This is a genomic window from Paenalcaligenes hominis, assembly GCF_011927625.1.
GTDB lineage: Bacteria > Pseudomonadota > Gammaproteobacteria > Burkholderiales > Burkholderiaceae_B > Paenalcaligenes > Paenalcaligenes hominis.
Genome location: NZ_JAATIZ010000001.1, coordinates 756,860 through 776,618, shown reverse-complemented (window position 1 = coordinate 776,618; position 19,759 = coordinate 756,860). Strand labels below are relative to the sequence as shown.

Genomic DNA, 19,759 nt, shown 5'->3' with positions numbered 1-19,759 from the left:
ATGCAAAACATTGTCTTAGCCTCGAACAACAAGGGTAAGCTTGCTGAATTTCAAGCTTTATTTGAACCTTTACAGCTGAGTATTATTCCTCAGGGTGAGCTTGGCGTAACCGAGGCCGAAGAGCCTTTTGATACTTTTGTGGAAAATGCGCTCGCCAAAGCACGTCATGCCAGTGCTCAAACGGGTCTGCCTGCAGTGGCTGATGATTCCGGATTATGTGTCATGGCCTTAGACGGCGCCCCCGGGGTGTATTCCGCGCGTTATGCGGCGCTGCATGACGCAGGACAGGGTGATGCCGCAAATAATGCGTTGTTATTGAAAAATCTAAGTCAGCAGTCCAATCGTAAAGCGTGTTTTGTATCGGTGCTGGTCTATGTAAACAGCCCGACGGATCCGCGCCCGTTAATTGCCGAAGGGGTATGGTGGGGCGAGGTCGCGCGTCAGGCCGCAGGCGAGCATGGCTTTGGTTACGATCCATTATTTTATGTGCCCGAGCGACAGCGTACCGCGGCAGAGCTTAGTCCTGCTGAAAAAAACACGTATAGTCATCGCGCTCAAGCGTTAGCGGTGTTGGTTAAGCAGCTCAAGGCGGTTCATTCTGAATGATAGATTTACCCCACGTTCGCATTCGTGCTGGCAGCACAGTAAAAAACAGTTTACTGACTAGTTTGCCACCATTGGCTTTGTATATTCATGTGCCTTGGTGTGTGCGCAAGTGCCCCTATTGTGATTTCAATTCACATAAAACCCCTCAGGTGTTACCCGAGGCGCAATACCTTGATGCGCTGCGTGCCGATCTCGAGCAGGCCTTACCATTAATTTGGGGTCGGCCAATTGTGTCGGTATTTATTGGTGGCGGTACCCCTAGCTTATTAAGCACAGGGGCTCTGACTGACATGCTCAGCATGGTGCGCGCGTATTTACCGCTTTTACCTACCGCTGAAATTACGCTCGAGGCCAACCCCGGCACCGTCGAGGCTCAAAAGTTTCAGGGCTATAGTGCGGCGGGTGTGAATAGGTTGTCTTTAGGCATACAAAGCTTCAACGATCAGGCATTAAAAGCATTAGGACGAATTCACGATAGCCAACAGGCCAAGGCAGCCATTGGCTATGCGCTGGATGCCGTAGAGCGCGTCAATCTGGATATTATGTATGCGTTGCCACAGCAGTCCGTCGCCAATGCACTAAGCGATATCCATACGGCGCTAAGTTTTGATACTAAGCATTTGTCTTTGTATCACCTAACCCTAGAGCCTAATACGGTCTTTGCCAAATACCCACCGCCTTTACCTACCGACGACGAAAGTGCCTTAATGCAAGATGCCATTATCGAGTTGACGGCTGAATACGGGTACGAGCACTATGAGGTCTCTGCTTATGCGAAGCCGGGTTTCCAAGCCGAACACAATCGTAATTACTGGGAGTTCGGTGATTACCTAGGTATCGGCCCTGGCGCCCACAGCAAACTGTCTTTCCCTGATCGCATTTTGCGTCAATCGCGCACTCGCAACCCAGAAAACTGGATGGAGCAAGCCGTGCTGCGACAAGGCAGCCATCTTGCTGAACATAAACTCGTCGATGCGGACGATTTGCCCTTTGAGTTTATGTTGAATGCCTTGCGCTTACGTGATGGGGTGCCAGCCGAGTATTTCGAAGAGCGCACCGGACAAGCCTTAACTAAAATTACGCCCACCATACGCAAGGCCATAGAAAAGGGGTTAATTGATCCGCATCCTTCTCGTATTCGCACCACAGATCTCGGGTGGCGGTTTTTAACGGATGTCCAAGAGCTCTTTTTGGATTAAGGCGCGGGTTATCTCTTAGAAAAATCTACGCAACCTAAATAGAATGCTTTAACATAATAAAAAGGTAATCGTTGGGTATTACCGCGTTTTGCTTAACTATATGGAGCCTTCATGTCTAGCGCTGATGAAATCCTTAGCCGGATTACTGATAACGACATTGCTTTTGTGGATTTTCGATATACCGACACCTTAGGTCGTGAACACCACTTAACCATTCCTGCTCACCGTTTCGATGAAGACCTCATCGAGTCAGGTATTCCTTTTGATGGTTCGTCCATGCCAGGCTGGAAAGGCATTGAAGCGTCTGACATGTTGTTGATGCCCGATTTATCTACGGTGCGCTTTGATCCTTTCCGCGAGGAATCCACACTCATTATCAGTTGTGATGTGGTCGATCCCGCCGATTTAAACGGCTATGATCGCGACCCCCGTTCCATCGCCAAACGTGCCGAGGTGTATTTACAGTCTACCGGCATTGGCGATACCGCGTTTTTTGGTCCAGAGCCCGAGTTCTTTGTTTTCGATGGGATCCGTTGGGACGATAACCCATCTGGAAACTTTGTCAAAATTGAATCCGACACCGCGCCGTGGGCCAGTGGTAAAAAATACAGCCATAAACAAAACACTGGGGTTCGTCCTGGTCATCAAAAGGGCTATGCGCCTGTACCGCCTGTAGACCATCATCACGATTTACGCTCTGAAATGTGTTTGCTTTTGGAGCAACAGGGCGTTCCTGTCGAGGTGCATCATGCCGAGGTCGCTTCGTCGGGTCAATTAGAAATTGGTACCCGTTTTGCTACTTTAGTGCAGCGCGCTGATTGGAATCAGATTCTTAAATACACCGTTCATAACGTAGCCCATGTCTATGGAAAAACAGCTACCTTTATGCCAAAGCCGGTAATTGGCGATAGCGGTTCAGGCATGCATGTACATCAATCCATCTGGAAAAACGGTACCAACGTGTTTGCAGGCGATGGTTACGGTGGGCTGTCGGAAACCGCTTTGTATTACATTGGTGGTCTCATTCGTCATGCGCACGCCCTTAACGCCATTACAAACCCCACCACCAATTCCTACAAACGTTTGGTGCCGCATTACGAGGCCCCCGTGAAATTGGCTTACTCGGCGCGTAATCGTTCGGCTTCAATTCGTATTCCTTACGTCAGTAACCCTAAAGCACGTCGTGTTGAAGCCCGTTTCCCCGACCCAATGGCAAACCCGTATTTGGCTTTTGCAGCCTTATTAATGGCGGGGCTAGACGGTATTCAAAATAAAATTCATCCAGGCGATGCCGCGGATAAAAACCTGTACGATTTACCGCCCGAGGAAGACGCAAAAATCCCAGCAGTTTGTCATAGTCTAGAGCAAGCCCTAGAGGCGTTAGATAAAGACAGAGACTTCTTAACGCGGGGTGGGGTGTTTAGCAATGAAATGCTCGATGCCTATATCGAGCTTAAAATGAAGGAAGTCACCCGTCTGCGCATGACGCCGCATCCGGTTGAGTTCGACATGTACTACACCCTCTAAAGTTGTATTACGGCTAGTTAATTAGCATAAGCTCTGCCTAATTAACTAGCCAACTTATAGGTATCAAGCCTTATAAATCATAATGATAGGGCAAATGTAACGTAGCACCACACACATTGTTATAAATCCACAAACCTTTTTAGGCTTTCATCGCTACACTAGGGGTATTAGCAAGACCTTTAGGAGCAAAAGATGAAATTCCCTGCGTGGTTAGTTGCCTGTGCATTAGTCGCTGTGCCTTTTACAGCTAGCGCTGATCGATGGCACTCGAATTATGATCGTGGGTATTACGGTGGTAAAGGCAAATACGAATACTGGGATGGCAACTGCAAAGTCAAGCGCGAGTTCAAGAAAAACGGGCGCTATAAAGAAAAAAGAGACTGCCGACCTCATGCACGTTACGCACCACCACGCCGTCATCATCACTCAGACCGTCAATACAGTGGTATCAATATCCCTGCCATCATTATTGAGCCGATCATCCGTATTGGCCGATAAACGATCCGTGTGGTACTGAATCCACCTACCACACGGGTTTTTTATTAATTACTTGGCGTTATCCGCCTGACTTTCAAGCCGCTTCACCGCGCGTAAAAGCTTGTGCCCGTTGCGTCATCAGCGCTTCTCGGCGAATAAAGTCGGATACAAAATCATTTACCGGGTTGTGATGCAACCCATATGCCGTATCCCACTGCACAATAGCACCATCTTTCATCACCCCAATTCGATCGGCAATCGCAAAGGCTTCGGCTTGATTATGCGTGACTAAAATAGCGGTTAAGCCGGTTTTTTGTAGAATCTCGCGTACCTCAAACGCCAATCGTTCGCGCGTATCCACGTCTAAGTTTGAAAAAGGCTCGTCTAACAAAAGTAATGACGGCTCTGGGGCAAGAGCTCGTGCTAAAGCGACACGTTGCTGTTGACCACCAGAAAGCTCGTGGGGGTAACGCTGCGCAAGTTGTTCGAGCCCAACTAAATGCAGCATTTCCTCGATACGTTGCGCACGCGCTAATTTAGTTTGTTTGCGCAAACCAAAGCCAATGTTTTTCTCTACACTTAGATGTGGGAAGAGGGCATAGTCTTGAAACATCATACCCACTTGTCTTTTTTCAGGCACCACACTGTGTTCAGGCGTAGATAACACTTGCTGATTTAACTCAATCACGCCCTGACGGAGGGGCTCAAACCCAGCAATAGCACGCAACACCGTGGTTTTCCCGCACCCAGAGGCACCCAACAAGCACCCAATATGGCCTTGATCAAGCTGTAAATTTAATTGATTCACAACCGTTTTTAAGCCATCTGGCGTGTCATACGCTAAAGAGATATTTTGTAGATTAAGAAAAGCAGAAGAGCTCATAGTCCCATCCTAAGTACGCAATGTTTTCAGCTGAGAGCGAGCCAAAATAATTACGGGTAATAATCCAGCTAATACAATTGCTAAAGCAGCTACTGCACCTTCTTCGTAGGTGCCTCGAGCGGCTTCGGCATACAACCAGGTAGCCAGGGTTTCAAAGTTCATTGGACGCAGTAACAATGTGGCAGGCAGCTCTTTCATTGCATCCACAAAAATCAATAACGCAGCAGCGCCAAGCGCAGGGCGTAGCAATGGCAAATGCACCCGTTTTAATGTACTGGCGGGTGTTTCGCCTAATAGCCTTGATGCTTGCTCTAAGGACGGCGGAATACGCGCTAAGCCCGCTTCAGTTCCACCAATTGCAATCGCTAGAAAGCGAATCACATAGGCCAGCACCAAGGCGGCCATCGTACCCATTAAATAGAGCTGAGGGGGTGTGGTATGAAACCAATTCACTATATGGTTAATGCCAGCGTCTACCCAAACAAGCGGTGTCAGTAACCCAATGGCTAACACCGTACCAGGCACGGCATAACCAATGGATGCTAACTTTGCCAACACATGGCTAAGCGTATTTTTTTGACCGTAGCGCACGGTGCGTGCCGCCCATGCCACAATCAAGCCAACGGCAATGGTCACCACTGTAGCCACCAACGCAATCGACACCGTATTCCAAGCGCTTGCTAGCAACTGGTTGGATACGGCTCCGGTTTGTTTTAGGTGTTTAATCGTTTGACTAAATAAATACCAAGCCGGTGCAATAAAACCAATAGCCACCGGAATCCATCCTAAAGCCATCGCAATTAGGGCCGCACCGCCTTTCAAAACAAAGGGTTGTACAGGGTGTGAGCGTTGGTTTTGGCTATAGCGCTGATGGCGTCTGCCATAACGTTCGATGCTAATCAGCGTGGCCACTAATACCAACATAGACAAAGCAATTTGAGCCGCCCCCGCTAGGTCAGAGCGAGTAACCCAAGTGGTGTAAATAGAAACAGTAAGCGTTTGAATTCCTAAAAACTCGGAGGCGCCGATATCATTTAAGGTTTCTAACAAGGCCAAACTAACGCCTACCGCTACAGCTGGGCGAGCCATAGGTAACGCTACACGGTAAAACACACTGCGCTGGCTTTCACCAAGTACCCGAGCTGCCTCAAGCAGACTGGCTGCTTGGGTGGCAAACATAGCCCGTGTGCTTAAATACACGTAGGGGTACAACACAAAACCCAGTAAAAAAATAGCACCTGCTAGAGACCGTATATCAGGCAGTCGGAACTGGCGTGGGCTGCTGTAACCTAATAGCTCGCGAATTAGGGTTTGCACAGGCCCAATGGGGTGCAAAATATCTAAATACGCAAACGCTACGATGTACGTGGGTACGGCCAGGGGCAACAAGAGCGCCCACGATAATATACCGCGCGTCGGAAATTGATAGGCGGTAATCAGCCATGCACTGCCTACACCTAAAGCGGTGACTAATACCCCCACCCCAATTAATAAGACCAGCGTATTACTGAAGGCAGTGGGCAAAACATGGTGCAATAAATGTTGCCAGTGGTCTGTGGCGCCTTGCAAACTGTGCCAGCCAAGCACTACAACGGGAGCTAAAACAATAAAAGTGATGAGTAACGAGCTGACTGTCCAGCCTGAGCTCACGCCATAATGCGCACGCATAAAAATTGTAGAAAAAACAGATTGATAAATACACAGAAGCCGCTGAGTCAATGTTTGAGACTCAGCGGCTGTAAGGGAAGCAGCAGAAGTGGGCTTAGTTATTGAACCCAACTTTATCTACAAGCTCACTTGCTTGTTTACGATGTTTGGCTATTTCGGTTAGATCCAAGTTATCGACCTTAAGTTCACCAAAGCTGGCTACGGTCGGATCTAACTCTACGCCGGCTTTTACGGGGTACTCGTAATTCGCCTTAGCATATAAATTTTGTGCTTTGTCGGATACTAAGTACTCAAGCAAACGCACCGCATTGTCCTTGTTTGGAGAGTTTTTCGCTAAAGCGGCTCCGGAAATATTGACATGGGTACCGCCGCTGTCTTTGAACGTTGGGCGTACCACTTTAATGGCCTCACCCCATTTGTAGGAATCTGAGCCAGGCTCAGCGTTTTTCATGCGACCCACATAGTAAGCATTGGCAATACCCACATCACAAATGCCACCTAAAATATCGCGAGCCACATCACGATCGCCACCCGCTGCGGGACGACCTAAGTTATTTTTTACATCTTTAAGCCATTGCTCGGTGGCCTCGACGCCGTTATGGGCGATCATGGCTGCAATTAAAGCTGTGTTGTAAGGGTGTTGGCCAGAGCGGATACACACTTTACCTTTCCAACGTGGATCGGCAAAGTCCTCGTAGGTGAGGGTAGTGACATCAGCAAGATCGGCAGCCACATAGCCAACGCGATCACGCATGGACAAGGTAAACCATTGGTTGTCTTTACCACGTAGGTTAGCAGGGATGGCTTCGGCTAACACTTGGGATTCGACGGGTTGGGTAATACCGGCCTCGACCAAATCAAGCAAATTACCAATATCGACCGTCATTAAAATGTCGGCAGGAGACTGTGCGCCTTCAGTTTTAACACGCTCAATTAAGCCATCTTTAACAAAGACGGTATTAACTTTAATATTGGTGTCGGCGGTGAAAGTTTCCAATATGGGCAAAATCAAATTGGGCTCACGCGTCGTATAGATATTAATTTCTTCAGCAGCGAATACCGGTGCTGCATTCAGTGCGACAGATGCCAAAGCCAAGCCACCCATAAGGGCACGCAGCGAATAATTCAAACGCATTCAGAAACTCCACCAAAGAGTAAAATTGAAAGTCAAACTAAATGATAATGATTATCATCCTACCTGTGCGAGAATAGCAAGGCTCGGGCTAAGTTGCAAGGGTTTGCACTACGATTTATGCACTTTTGGAAACTTCCGACGCTATTTTTGATCTGAATTAATAACTCGATAAAAAATTGGCTTATTTGCATGATAAGCATGCTCTATTAGGGTTATCCCCTCAATACGAGGTAAACTAAGCCTTATTACTTTCATTACTACACTAGACCTATGGCAGCTTTTAATACAGAAACTGTACTAAGCGTACATCACTGGAACGACACCTTATTTTCCTTTACCACCACACGCGATGCCGCATTGCGTTTTACCAATGGTCATTTTGTGATGATTGGTCTCGAGGTAGACGGCAAGCCATTAATGCGTGCTTATAGCGTTGCTAGCCCTAATTACGCCGAAGAGCTTGAGTTTCTCAGCATTAAAGTTCAAAACGGTCCACTCACTTCCCGTCTGCAGCACCTAAAAGTCGGTGACGAAATCCTCATGAGCCGCAAACCAGTAGGGACATTGGTGGTAGACGATCTCCGTGCAGGCCGTAATCTTTACTTGTTTGGTACCGGCACAGGTCTGGCCCCCTACATGAGCATCATCCAAGACCCAGACACCTACGAGCGCTTTGAAAAAGTCGTATTAGTGCATGGTGTGCGTTATGTAAGCGAGCTGGCTTACCGCGATTTCATTGAAAACGAGCTCCCTAATCACGAATACTTTGGTGACTTAATTCGTGAAAAGCTCATTTACTATCCAACCGTCACACGCGAACCCTTCCGTAACGAAGGACGTATCACAGCGCTTATCAATAGCGGCAAATTCTTCACCGATATTGGTTTACCTGAAATTGATCCAGAACACGATCGCGCCATGATTTGCGGCAGTCCCGCTATGCTCGAAGACATCAGCCAACTTTTAAACGACCGAGGCTTATCCATTTCCCCAGGGGTTGGTCAACCCGGCGACTACGTCATTGAGCGTGCTTTCGTCGAGAAATAAGGTCTCACTTGCTTGTTAAAAGCGGCAGTTGCTGCGTAAAATCAAGTTTGTACTAATTTTTTGCCTAAAGGCCTTTCATGAGTAAAGAAATTATTCAAACAGATGCAGCACCTGCCGCAGTAGGTCCCTACTCACAAGCCGTTGCTGTGCCAAACGGTAAAATGGTTTTCACTTCGGGGCAAATTGGTCTCGACCCTAAAACAAACGAGCTGGTCTCCGACAATTTCGAGGCCCAAGTGCGGCAATGTTTTACTAACTTATCTGCTGTCATCAATGCGGCAGGGGGTAGCCTAGAAAACATTGTTAAATTCAATTTGTACCTAACCGATCTCAGCAAGTTTGCTAGCGTAAACGCCATTATGACCGAGCTTATGCCTCAGCCTTATGCAGCGCGTTCTACACTTGGTGTGGCCAGTCTACCTAAAAACGCCCAGTTTGAAGTCGAAGCCATTTTAGTCATCTAATTTACAGCGCCTTTAGTCTTGACGGACTCTACTCAAAAAAAAACATCGAAAAAACCGACACAAGCCCAATTGCTTGAACGCTTGGGCTTAGTGCAAGACATGGATTTTATTGTGCATCTGCCTTTGCGTTACGAGGATCAGACGCAAATTCATGACATTGCTTCGTTGGCGATAGGCGAGTATGCGCAAGTCGAAGGCACGGTGGTACAACAGCATGTTTTGCATCGTCCTCGAAAACAGCTTCAGGCATTGATTCGTGACCACAGTGGCGAACTTTTAGTTCGCCTTTTGCATTTTTATCCTAATCAAATTAGCCAGTTCGCTGAAGGTAACGTTATTCGATTACGTGGCGAGGTACGACGCGGCTTTCAAACCGCTATTGAAATGGTGCACCCCAAAGTGTCCCAAGCCGGAGCCCCTTTAGCACAGACGTTAACCCCCATCTATCCCACTACCGAAGGCTTGAGCCAACCGAGTTTGCGTAAAGCCATTCTTGCTGCCCTAGAGCGCACTAGTTTAACCGACACGCTTTCATCCGCGATTCGTGAACGCTATGGATTGCTCGATTTTGCTAGTGCCGTGACGCAATTGCATTACCCAGCGGTGGAACACAGCTCGGCACTCTTAAATCAAACACACCCTGCCTGGGACCGCATTAAGTTTGATGAACTCCTTGCTCAACAGCTGTCATTAGCGGCAGCACGAGCTCGGCGTGCCTTGTTACAAGCCCCGTCCATTCCACCAGCTCAAACATTAGCGACACAACTAGAAAACGCCTTAGGTTTTCAGCTAACTCAAGCTCAACAACGTGTCATCACTGAAATCAGCACAGATTTACAGCGCGCTCAACCCATGAATCGCTTACTGCAAGGCGATGTAGGCAGCGGAAAAACCATTGTGGCGGCTTTTGCAGCGTTACAGGCGCTAGAGCATGGGTTTCAAGTCGCGTTAATGGCCCCTACCGAGTTGCTAGCTGAACAGCACCAGCAAAAACTCAAAGACTGGCTTCAACCACTGGGCATTCAAGTAGACTGGTTAAGCGGCAGCTTAACGCCTGCCCAAAAGCGACAAGCGCATGAACGCGTTGCCTCGGGCGTGAGTCAACTCATTGTAGGCACGCAAGCCTTAATTCAAGACGCCGTCCAGTTTCATCATCTAGGGCTAGTGATCTTAGATGAACAACATCGTTTTGGTGTAGAGCAACGCTTGGCCTTAAGTCGTAAAGGCACGCAAAGCTTACGCCGTTTAGGGCCCGCACTTTTACCCCATCAGCTCAACATGAGTGCAACCCCGATCCCGCGCACTCTGGCTCTCACTTTTTACTCTGATCTCGATGTATCTGTCATTGACGAGCTGCCACCTGGTCGAACTCCCATCCAAACCAAGTTACTTTCTGCCGATAGACGCTTAGAAATGATGGATCGCGTTCGTTTTGCTGTCGAAGAAGGGCAGCAAGTCTATTGGGTGTGCCCATTGGTCGAGGAAAGCGAGGCACTTCAACTAGAAACCGCAGTAGACACCTATGAAAAAATGGCGCTCGAGCTGGCCCCGTTACGGGTGGGTTTACTGCATGGGCGTATGAGTGCAAGTGAAAAAAACCATATTATGACCGCTTTTAGGGCGGCAGAGCTTGATGTACTGGTGGCAACCACCGTCATCGAAGTGGGGGTTGATGTCCCCAATGCTACCATTATGGTTATTGAACATGCCGAACGTTATGGGTTAGCACAACTCCATCAGCTACGTGGTCGGGTAGGGCGCGGTCATAAAGCCTCGTTTTGTGTGTTAATGTACCAAACCCCGTTATCTGCCATCGCACGTGAACGATTACGAGCCATGTACGAAACCACAGATGGGTTTGAAATTGCACAACGCGATTTAACCTTACGTGGGCCTGGCGAGTTTCTTGGGGTACGACAATCAGGTCAGATGCTGTTACGTTTTGCTAACCTAGACCAAGACAGTGCGCTCATCCATCACGCCAAGGAATGTGCGGCTTACCTTTATCAACATCACCCAGACCAAGCCGCAGCGCATGTGCTGCGTTGGCTAGGGGCCAAAGAAGAATTTTTACGTGGTTAAATGACTCTTACTGAACTTAAATACATTGTGGCGGTAGCCAGAGAGCGCCATTTTGGGCGTGCTGCAGAAGCCTGTTACGTTAGTCAACCAACACTGTCAGTGGCTATACGTAAACTCGAAGAAGAACTGGATGTGACTATTTTCGAGCGAGGTGGGGCCGAAGTAGGAGTTACACCTATTGGGTTGCGCATTATTGAACAAGCGCAAAAAGTGCTTGAAGAGGGCGCTAATTTAAAAGAAATTGCCAAAGAAGGGCAAAATCCACTGAGTGGCCCATTGCGTGTGGGCATTATCTATACCGTGGCGCCGTATTTGTTGCCTTTGCTCGTGCCGCAACAAATTAAACTTACCCCTCAAATGCCACTTGTTTTACAAGAAAACTATACCGTACGCCTATTGGAATTGCTTCGCCAAGGCGAGCTAGATGCCGCTATTGTGGCCCTACCCTTAAACGACAGCGGTTTTATGGTGCGTGAGCTCTACGACGAGCCCTTTGTTGTCGCCATCCCGCAGGGCCACGAATGGAGTGGGCGTAGTCATGTTGATTCCTCTGAGCTCAAAAACGAAACCATGTTATTGCTGGGTACAGGGCACTGTTTTAGAGATCAAGTTCTTGATGTCTGCCCAGAGTTATCGCGGTTTTCGGCCACTAGCGAAGGCATTCAACGTACTTTCGAAGGCTCATCCCTCGAAACTATCCGCCATATGGTGGCCACCGGCATAGGGGTAACGGTGTTACCTGCTACGGCGTTAAGCAGCACAGTACAAGAAAACGCGCTGTTAGAGTACATTCCTTTTAATGCACCCGTACCCGATCGGCGTATTGTGCTTGTATGGCGCAAGAGCTTTCCTAGAGCGGCAGCCATTGATGCCCTTACCGAAGCCATCCTAAGCTGCGGTTTAAAAAACGTGAATTATCTGTAGTGCAGTATATAAAACCGATTACACTAAGATGATGCGTTTTCATTTTGTTTTATCAACCAAGGAGTCTTACTATGCCTAAAAAAGTTAAATCAGATGTAGTTAAACAAGACAGCATTGCCGTTAATATTGGTATACCCACCGAGACACGCGCTCAGATTGCTACCGAGCTTTCTAAGGTGCTAGCTGACTCCTACACGTTGTACCTAATGACACACAACTTTCATTGGAACGTGACTGGACCTATGTTCAACACATTGCATACCATGTTCATGGACCAATACACCGAGCTTTGGCAAGCGCTTGATACTTTAGCCGAACGCATTCGTGCTTTAGGCTTTTTTGCCCCCGGAACTTATGCCGAGTTCGCTAAGCTTTCGTCCATCAAAGAGCCAGATCATGTTCCCAATGCCGAGGACATGATTCGTCTTTTGCTTCAAGCCAACGAGGCCGTCGTTTGCACCGCGCGTGCAGCGTGCGAGCTAGCCGAAGAGTCCAGCGACCAACCCACCGCCGACATCCTCACGCAACGCCTTGATATTCATGAAAAAAATGCGTGGATGCTACGCGCCCTCAGCGCTTAATTTAGCCCCAGCAAAATCTAGTCGTAAACCCTAGATTTTGCTTTCATTTTGCAATAATTAGACCATTTCAGTGTATGCTGTGGTGCACTTACTGGAGGTTTTTTTATGAAAATTCGCATTACCCCTTTAGCTGCAGCCCTTGGTATGGCTGCCGGTATGATGATGAGCTCAGCGGCCTCTGCTGAAAACATTAAATTTGTGATCGCCGGGCCATTTACAGGTGCGCTCACACAATACGGCGATATGGTTAAACAAGGTGTTGATACAGCCGTCGAGCAGATCAACGCTGATGGTGGTGTACTTGGTAAAAAAATCGAAGTGGTAGTCATGGACGATGCCTGCGAGCCTAAACAGGGTCCAGTTGTGGCTAACCGCGTTGTGAATGATGGCCACCATTACGTCATTGGTCATGTTTGCTCTGGGGCAACCATTGCTGCTGCCGACATTTATAACGACGAAGGCGTCATTATGATTTCCCCCTCAGCGACAGCGCCTGCCGTCACAGAGGGCAAAGATTACGAAACCATCTTCCGCACCATTGGTCGCGACGACCAACAAGGCCCAGCCGCTGCAGCCGTCATTATCAACCAAATCAAGCCCAAAAAAGTCGCTGTATTGCACGACAAACAATCCTACGGGCAGGGCATTGCGACCGCAGTGAAAAACGATCTAGAAAAAGCCAATATCGATGTTGTGCTTTTCGAGGGCATTAACGCTGGTGACAGTGACTATTCCGCCGTCATCACTAAATTAAAAGGTTCAGGTGCCGAGTTCATTTATTACGGTGGTTATCACCCCGAAATGGGCTTGTTGTTGCGCCAGGGCGCAGAGCAAAACCTAGGCATTACGTTTATGGGCCCAGAGGGTGTGGGTAACCCAGACATTAACGCCATTGCAGGCGACTCCGTTGCCGGCATGTTGGTTACCTTACCGGCTGACTTCACCCAAGACCCAAGCAACGATGCACTAGTGAAAGCATTTAAAGACAAAGGCCGTGATCCTGGTGGTGCGTTCCAAATGACTGCCTACTCTGCTGCACTTTCTCTTGCCGAAGGCATTAAAAATGTAGGTAAAGACGACCCCATCGCTGTGGCCGAATACTTACACAAAAATCAAATTAAAACCCCCATTGGTGAAATTTCTTGGAACGAGCAGGGCGACTTGAACGAGTTTAAGTTCGATGTTTTTGAATGGCACCCTGACGGCTCCAAAACCGTCTTTGCGCAATAAACCCCACTCAAACTCTTAAGCAAAAAACCGTCAGAAATGACGGTTTTTTGTTGCTGCCACACAATGTAATTATTTTGGCAAAAACTGGGGTTGCAAAATACCTGTAAGCTGAGGATAAGGAATCAGTAGCTCGGGTTGCCCTGATGAATACGGCGCAATTTCATACGAATTATACTTAGCGACTAAGCCGGCATCCGTTAAACCCACATTACGAGTCATTTGAAACGGCCACAATCGGTTGTAATTGTCAGGGTTTTCCTGAGCGGCTTCTTGGGTTGCTAGCCACTTTCGGTGCGCGTCACGCAGCTGCATTTCAAAAGCACCCAATTGATTAGGTTGGATAATTTGCTCTAGCGTTAATGGCTTATTGGTGCGGTTATCCCAATTAATAAAACGAACCTCACTCATGCCATGGGCTGCGCCCGTTAGGTATTGCCACGCACCTAGCTCAAGCACAGTAATGTGCTGATTTCTGTAGCGCGTTTTAGCATTTAGAATGACCTCGTCTCGATCATTGGCCTGCAACCAGTAATAATCCATGAACGCTAAAACGTTTGCACTGGGCTCGCGTCGCGATTCAAAGGTCGCCATGTGGGCCAGTTGCTGATCCACATAGCTCGTTAAAGCACGGTTACCCGGAAACACCAATGAATCAACCTGAATCCGAGCACAGCTGCCTTTACATCCAGGCTTTGTTTTATTTAGCGTTAAAGGTTGGGTAAATACGCCGTCTTTTGAGGTGATGTCGCCCGTTTGAGTCGGTATTAAAGAAATATCTTTAGGGGTGCCTGCGCATGCCGCTAGCATAAATACAGTGCCAGTAATGAGCCCCAAACGAAAGAGAGAGCTTCGCATAGTGTTCCTTTATTTTTTTATGATGGAAGCGTCTTGCCCAAACAAATGCTTGCGCGATTCGTCATCCGATACCGATGGTTGGGTATTGATGGCTTTGGCTTTTTCGTAGGCGCGTTGGGTAGCAGGGCGGGCAGCAATGCGTTCAAACCAAGCTTTTAAATGGGGGAAATCATTCAGATCTTGGCCTTGGTTAGCATGGGGCACGATCCAGGGATAACACGCCATGTCAGCAATGCTGTATTCGCCTGCAATAAAGTCTCGATCTGCAAGTTGTTTATTCAGAACGCCATACAAACGGTTGGTTTCTTTAATATAGCGTTGTTGCGCATACTCGATTTTTTCTGGGGCGTAGATAGTAAAATGATGGTTTTGCCCGGCCATGGGCCCGAGCCCTCCCATTTGCCAATTTAACCATTCAAGCGTTTGCACCCGTTTACGCAAGTCAGTAGATAAAAACTGGCCGGTTTTCTCTGCCAAATACTGCAAAATAGCCCCAGACTCGAACACAGAAATCGCTGCGCCGCCGTCTTGCGGGCTATGATCTACAATGGCAGGAATACGATTATTCGGGGCTATACGTAAAAAGTCAGGATCAAACTGTTCACCTTTACCAATATTAATAGGGTGAATGGTGTAATCCAACCCGGTTTCCTCTAGGAACAAGGTGATTTTGTGACCGTTCGGTGTAGTCCAGTAATACAAATCAATCATGTTTTAATCCTTAAATATAATGACTAAAATCTACCATAATCCGCGTTGCAGCAAATCACGGGCTGCGTTAGACATGCTAAACCAGCGAGACCTAAACCCTGAGGTCATTCTTTATCTGCAAGACCCGCCGAGCGTAGAACAGCTGCAGCAGCTCGTCGCTAAATCAAATGCATCGTTATTGGATTTAGTTCGCACCAATGAATCCATTTTTACCGAGCTAAACTTGGCTGCAGCGTCGGAAGCCGAGCTCTACAAAGCGGTGGCCGCACACCCTATTTTATTAAACCGCCCGATTGTGGAAACGGCTAAAGGTGTGCGACTAGGCCGCCCCATCGAGGCCATAGACGACATTCTCTAAATAACGCTGAGCTTTTATAGTACGCTACTACAACAAAAACCCCAAAATGCATAACAGGCTATTTTGGGGTTTTTATGTTGGGCTAAGAAGGTCTTAGCCGCCGATAGCTTCAATCGCAATGCTAATGGTGACGTCATCCGCTACGGCAGGTGCAAACTTGCCGGCATTGAAATCAGAGCGTTTGATTTGTACTTCGGCGTCTGCACCCAATGCGGGTTTTTTCAGCATAGGGTGGGGTTTGGTCGCAAATGAATTAATCGTTAGCGTTACAGGCTTGGTCACACCTTTAATGGTCAAATCGCCCTCGACGGCTGTTGGGGTATCACCGTCGAACACAATTTTGCTGGATTTAAAGGTGGCAGTGGGGTGGTTGCCGGTATCTAAGAAGTCTTCGCCTTGAATATGCTCGTTAAAAGTAGAAGAGCCCGTATCCACTGATGTGGTATCTATTTCTATATTGACCTCGCCAGTTTTGGCTTCGAGATCTAAGGCAACTGTACCTTTGGTAGAACTGAAATGACTAAGTTGCTGGCTTAAGCCCAAGTGATTATAGGAAAAACGAGCAAACGTATGGTTAGGGTCGACTTGATAAGTGACCGTTTCAGCCAATAGTGGCGCGCTAAACAACGTCGCTACCGCACCTGCCGTAAGTAAACGTTTAACATTCATTTTCATAACCTAAAACTCCAAATCGTTAATTGTTATTGCGTAGCTACAATAGAAAATTCAATACGAACTTCGTTAGCTACAATATCAAACTTAGACCACGCGCCTTCGCCAATAGCATAATCGCCGCGCAGCATATCAAAACTGCCTGTAAAAATGGCACGCCCATCTTCTTCGGCAACGGTAGCGGGGAACTCTATAGTTTGTTCATTTCCTTTAATGCTTAACATACCCGAAACCAAAAATGAGTTGTCGCCGGTTTGTTTTATCTGCTTAGAGACGAAGGTTGCATCGGGGTGCTCGGGCACATTAAACCATTCTGACTTTTGAACCTCTTCATCAGCCTCGTCGGAGCCAGTATCTACGCTATCCATTTTGACGCGTAAGGAAACGCTGGCTTTTTCTGGCTGAGCGGAATCAAAATCTATTTGACCGTCGATACCCGAAAAGATTCCCTCCATGTTTACACCCATCTGGCCATAAAAAAACTCGATTTGGCTCGATTCACTGTCTATGTGTGTATAAGTAGCAGCTGAAGCCATTAAGGGAACGGCGCATAAAGCGGCAAGTAATCCACGTAATTTCATTCGTTATCCTTATTTGATTCGATCAAATACATTATCTTTATCGATAAACTGGTGCTTTAACGCGGCACCTATATGACCAACAATGGTCATCATAAAAGCCACATTTAAATAAAGATGGGCAGAGCCAAGCCACTGGGCTAGGGCTTTATCTTTGCCTACTAAATCGGGCAAGGGCAGAACACCAAACCACACCGTTTGAAAGCCCATAGCCGAACTCATCAACCAACCTGATAGCGGAATCGCAAACATAAAGAAATACAATGCCCAATGCCCTAGATGGGCTAATTGACGTGCTTGTACGGACATAGAGGACGGAAAAGCAGGAGGGCGATGGATACGACGCCAAAGCAAACGCAATACAGCCAGAAAAAAAAGACTAACACCCGCCCACTTGTGCCATGAGTACACCTGAAGCTTGGTCGGTGATAAGGGCAAGCCTGTCATGTAAAACCCTAGGCCGAATAACGCGAAAAAAGCGAAAGCCATCAGCCAGTGCAGAGAGATTGCAGTTATAGTATAGCGTTGTGACATAGAAATTTTACTGAAGTCCTAACAAGTTATTACTGTACCCATTTTAACTGGTGCTAAACAGGTCTAGACAAGCAATTAACTATTGTTAAAAAAAGAACAATGAATCAATTTGAAATGATGTCACTTTTTATTCTCGTAGCCGAATTAGGGAGCTTTGCGGCGGCGGCACATCAGCGCGGCGTAGCGCGCTCGGTAGTTACACGTCAAATTGCAGCACTAGAAGAACACCTAGGTGTACAACTCATAGCACGTAGTACGCGCCGCCAAGCCTTAACCTCTGCGGGGAAAAAGTACCTTGAGCACAGTAAAGCCATTATTGATTTAGTGCAACGCAGCGAGGCCGAGCTCAACGAAGAACAAATTAAACCTACCGGCAATTTGCGTATCAGCTTACCTTTAAGTTTTGGCTTACGCCATCTTTCTGACTTATTGATGCAATTTGCTCAACGCTATCCAGATATTCATCTTGATCTAGAATACAGCGATCGAATGGTAGACGTAGCTGCTGAAGGTTTTGATATAGCAGTACGCATTGCAAGCGAATTGGCTTTAAGCGATATTGTGCGCAAAATAGGCGAATGCCAGCTGCTATTTGTGGCTTCGCCCGATTATATTGCACGCGCAGGTGAACCCACATGCCTCGAGGATTTAACAGAACATGAATGTTTGCAGTATTCCCATTACAGTCGCTGGATGTTTTCTGAAAATGGTAAAAATACCAGCATTCAGTTAAAAGGGCGCATTAAGGCCAATAATGGCGATGCCTTAGCCAAAGCCTCTGCTGCGGGCATGGGCATAAGCCTAATGCCAGACTTTATTGCACACGATTACCTTCTGGCCCAAACCCTTGTCGAGCTGCGGCACTTAGAGCCTCAGCCGCCCGTAGGCATCTACGTCGTTTTACCTAGTAACAGCTATATTCCAGAGCGTGTGCGCTTGCTAGTGGACTACCTGTCTGAACAATTAATGCGATCGAGTCGCTTTACGTTGTCGCGCTAAACGACTGGGTGCAGCGCGTCGTTCACCCGATTGATGCGCTCTACGTAGCTCGCGCTCTAGATGCTGAAGCAATTGATGCAAATCGTGGTTTTTCTGTTCTAGTTGGGTAATGCGCTTTAAATCCTCTGTACGCTGCGCATTTTCAAATTGGTATTTATGCTGCACGCTTAGATAGGTACTTTGCAGCGCGGCATACTCGTCTTGCAACCGTTGGTGCAGCGTGTGTTGCTGCTGTAGACGATGTTGTTCTTGACGTAGGTTTTTCTGTGATTCCTGACGTACACGTTCAATCTCTAGTCTTGCGTACTTTTCCATATCGGCTGCCCGTTGCTCGCTAAGCTGCAGTTGGTCTTTATGAAGCTGGGCGGTGCGTTCTAGCTCATTTTCTAATCCTTTTTTTTCTGCTCGCAGAGCCTCTTTCTGTTTTTCTAACTCCCTAGATACGGCCTGTTGTGCCTGAATCTTTTCATCTTTTTGCGCCAATTCCTGTGTTAGCGCATCAAATTGAAGTAGGGCGTGCTCATAAGCATGGGTAGTGCTTTGTAATTGCTCTGCCAACTGTTGGGATTCCTGTTGCACTAACGCCAGCTGAGTGTAAATCGCTTGGTTATTTTGTTCGGTGATCTGCTTGGCGTATTGAAGGGCGTCTTCCCACATTTGAGCGAACAAAGCACCTGCCGTCTGCTTTAAGCCCAAAGGAATATCGGCTTCCTCCATACGAACCTGACTGCGATCCCTGAGTTCTTGCCAAAACAAACGCAAGGCCTCGGCAGGTGCGCTCATGCTGCCTTTGCGCACGAGCTGGTACATACGATTCGTCGTAGGCGTACTGTCGTATTGAAAAAAGAGTAATGCCGCAACGGCTTTGTATAAATCCAGCGTATTGCTGTGTTCTGAGCGCAGTTTTTCCACTGCCAGATGTAATTCGGATTCTGTTAAGACAGGCTGACTCATTGGTATCTATCCATTTGTGTAAAACCAAAGCCACTTGGCAATGTGATGATAGTAAAGCATAAAAGACGATTATGCCTCTAAATCAACAAGGGTTCTAATTATTTTACGTAATACGTAAAATTATCAACTAAGTCATATTTCTAATTTGACATTACTGACATAATGTCAACTTTATGTATAATGTCGTTGATGTAAATCGTTCTGTGTTTTTTACTCTGATTCATATCACTACTAGACAGTTATCCAGTCTTTAGTGAAAATGATTGCATTCTTAT

At 47.4% G+C, this 19,759-nt stretch carries 21 protein-coding genes; 12 read left to right on the top strand and 9 right to left on the bottom strand.

The features are described from left to right. The 4 genes from rdgB to GGR41_RS03735 all read left to right on the top strand — a co-directional run bounded on the left by rdgB (position 1) and on the right by GGR41_RS03735 (position 3,830). Positions 1 to 606, top strand: coding sequence for an RdgB/HAM1 family non-canonical purine NTP pyrophosphatase (gene rdgB / locus GGR41_RS03750; RefSeq protein WP_167660692.1), 606 nt, complete (start codon positions 1 to 3; stop codon positions 604 to 606). After that, entirely contained in the window at positions 603 to 1,805 is a 1,203-nt protein-coding gene (gene hemW / locus GGR41_RS03745; RefSeq protein ID WP_167660691.1) for a radical SAM family heme chaperone HemW, read from the top strand. Before rdgB ends, hemW begins: the two co-directional genes overlap by 4 nt. 111 nt (positions 1,806 to 1,916) lie before the next feature. Next, positions 1,917 to 3,332, top strand: a complete 1,416-nt coding sequence (gene glnA, locus GGR41_RS03740; RefSeq protein WP_167660690.1) for a type I glutamate--ammonia ligase — start codon at positions 1,917 to 1,919, stop codon at positions 3,330 to 3,332. A gap of 192 nt (positions 3,333 to 3,524) precedes the next feature. After that, on the top strand, positions 3,525 to 3,830 hold the full coding sequence (locus GGR41_RS03735; protein ID WP_167660119.1) for a hypothetical protein: 306 nt from the start codon (positions 3,525 to 3,527) through the stop codon (positions 3,828 to 3,830). A gap of 73 nt (positions 3,831 to 3,903) precedes the next feature. Here the strand turns inward: GGR41_RS03735 and GGR41_RS03730 are convergent, their stop codons facing one another. The 3 genes from GGR41_RS03730 to GGR41_RS03720 form a co-directional block, all read right to left on the bottom strand. Next, entirely contained in the window at positions 3,904 to 4,692 is a 789-nt protein-coding gene (locus GGR41_RS03730; RefSeq protein ID WP_167660689.1) for an ABC transporter ATP-binding protein, read from the bottom strand. Positions 4,693 to 4,701: 9 nt separating this feature from the next. Continuing rightward, positions 4,702 to 6,360, bottom strand: coding sequence for an ABC transporter permease (locus GGR41_RS03725; protein WP_167660688.1), 1,659 nt, complete (start codon positions 6,358 to 6,360; stop codon positions 4,702 to 4,704). 94 nt (positions 6,361 to 6,454) lie between these two features. Continuing rightward, entirely contained in the window at positions 6,455 to 7,495 is a 1,041-nt protein-coding gene (locus GGR41_RS03720) for a Fe(3+) ABC transporter substrate-binding protein (protein WP_167660687.1), read from the bottom strand. Positions 7,496 to 7,765: 270 nt separating this feature from the next. Here GGR41_RS03720 and GGR41_RS03715 point away from each other — a divergent pair, with 270 nt between their 5' ends. From GGR41_RS03715 to GGR41_RS03690, 6 genes are all read left to right on the top strand, one after another. Next, the gene (locus GGR41_RS03715) at positions 7,766 to 8,542 is read left to right on the top strand and encodes a ferredoxin--NADP reductase (protein WP_077733141.1); all 777 of its coding nucleotides are present in this window, start codon (positions 7,766 to 7,768) and stop codon (positions 8,540 to 8,542) included. Positions 8,543 to 8,619: 77 nt separating this feature from the next. Then, positions 8,620 to 9,006 (top strand): Rid family detoxifying hydrolase, encoded by a 387-nt coding sequence (locus GGR41_RS03710; protein ID WP_167660686.1) that lies wholly within the window; start codon positions 8,620 to 8,622, stop codon positions 9,004 to 9,006. Between the two features lie 18 nt (positions 9,007 to 9,024). Further along, positions 9,025 to 11,088, top strand: coding sequence for an ATP-dependent DNA helicase RecG (gene recG / locus GGR41_RS03705; protein ID WP_167660685.1), 2,064 nt, complete (start codon positions 9,025 to 9,027; stop codon positions 11,086 to 11,088). Next, entirely contained in the window at positions 11,089 to 12,012 is a 924-nt protein-coding gene (locus GGR41_RS03700; RefSeq protein ID WP_077733143.1) for a LysR substrate-binding domain-containing protein, read from the top strand. It abuts the gene before it with no gap. A 71-nt stretch (positions 12,013 to 12,083) separates the two neighbouring features. Further along, complete coding sequence (locus GGR41_RS03695; protein WP_167660684.1) at positions 12,084 to 12,593, top strand: Dps family protein; 510 nt, start codon at positions 12,084 to 12,086, stop codon at positions 12,591 to 12,593. 105 nt (positions 12,594 to 12,698) lie between these two features. Next, positions 12,699 to 13,823 carry a high-affinity branched-chain amino acid ABC transporter substrate-binding protein gene (locus tag GGR41_RS03690; RefSeq protein ID WP_167660683.1) on the top strand — a complete coding sequence of 375 codons (1,125 nt, stop codon included), beginning with the start codon at positions 12,699 to 12,701 and terminating at the stop codon, positions 13,821 to 13,823. Positions 13,824 to 13,892: 69 nt separating this feature from the next. Here GGR41_RS03690 and GGR41_RS03685 read toward each other — a convergent pair whose 3' ends face one another. Next, positions 13,893 to 14,678 carry an RsiV family protein gene (locus GGR41_RS03685; RefSeq protein ID WP_167660682.1) on the bottom strand — a complete coding sequence of 262 codons (786 nt, stop codon included), beginning with the start codon at positions 14,676 to 14,678 and terminating at the stop codon, positions 13,893 to 13,895. A gap of 9 nt (positions 14,679 to 14,687) precedes the next feature. Further along, complete coding sequence (locus tag GGR41_RS03680) at positions 14,688 to 15,389, bottom strand: glutathione binding-like protein (RefSeq protein WP_167660681.1); 702 nt, start codon at positions 15,387 to 15,389, stop codon at positions 14,688 to 14,690. Between the two features lie 19 nt (positions 15,390 to 15,408). Here GGR41_RS03680 and arsC point away from each other — a divergent pair, with 19 nt between their 5' ends. Beyond that, positions 15,409 to 15,747 carry an arsenate reductase (glutaredoxin) gene (arsC, locus tag GGR41_RS03675; protein ID WP_167660680.1) on the top strand — a complete coding sequence of 113 codons (339 nt, stop codon included), beginning with the start codon at positions 15,409 to 15,411 and terminating at the stop codon, positions 15,745 to 15,747. A gap of 93 nt (positions 15,748 to 15,840) precedes the next feature. Here arsC and GGR41_RS03670 read toward each other — a convergent pair whose 3' ends face one another. Genes GGR41_RS03670 through GGR41_RS03660 form a run of 3 tightly spaced genes read right to left on the bottom strand, consistent with a single transcriptional unit; the run spans position 15,841 to position 17,531 of the window. Further along, positions 15,841 to 16,416, bottom strand: a complete 576-nt coding sequence (locus GGR41_RS03670; protein ID WP_167660679.1) for a YceI family protein — start codon at positions 16,414 to 16,416, stop codon at positions 15,841 to 15,843. A gap of 32 nt (positions 16,417 to 16,448) precedes the next feature. Next, on the bottom strand, positions 16,449 to 17,000 hold the full coding sequence (locus GGR41_RS03665) for a YceI family protein (protein WP_167660678.1): 552 nt from the start codon (positions 16,998 to 17,000) through the stop codon (positions 16,449 to 16,451). A gap of 9 nt (positions 17,001 to 17,009) precedes the next feature. After that, complete coding sequence (locus GGR41_RS03660; protein ID WP_167660677.1) at positions 17,010 to 17,531, bottom strand: cytochrome b; 522 nt, start codon at positions 17,529 to 17,531, stop codon at positions 17,010 to 17,012. Positions 17,532 to 17,630: 99 nt separating this feature from the next. On the opposite strand from GGR41_RS03660, the gene GGR41_RS03655 reads away from it, so the two are divergent. Beyond that, on the top strand, positions 17,631 to 18,530 hold the full coding sequence (locus GGR41_RS03655; protein ID WP_167660676.1) for a LysR family transcriptional regulator: 900 nt from the start codon (positions 17,631 to 17,633) through the stop codon (positions 18,528 to 18,530). On the opposite strand, the gene GGR41_RS03650 is transcribed toward GGR41_RS03655, so the two are convergent. After that, on the bottom strand, positions 18,495 to 19,484 hold the full coding sequence (locus GGR41_RS03650; protein WP_167660675.1) for a DNA-binding protein: 990 nt from the start codon (positions 19,482 to 19,484) through the stop codon (positions 18,495 to 18,497). The genes GGR41_RS03655 and GGR41_RS03650 overlap by 36 nt on opposite strands. Between the last annotated feature and the right edge of the window lie 275 nt (positions 19,485 to 19,759).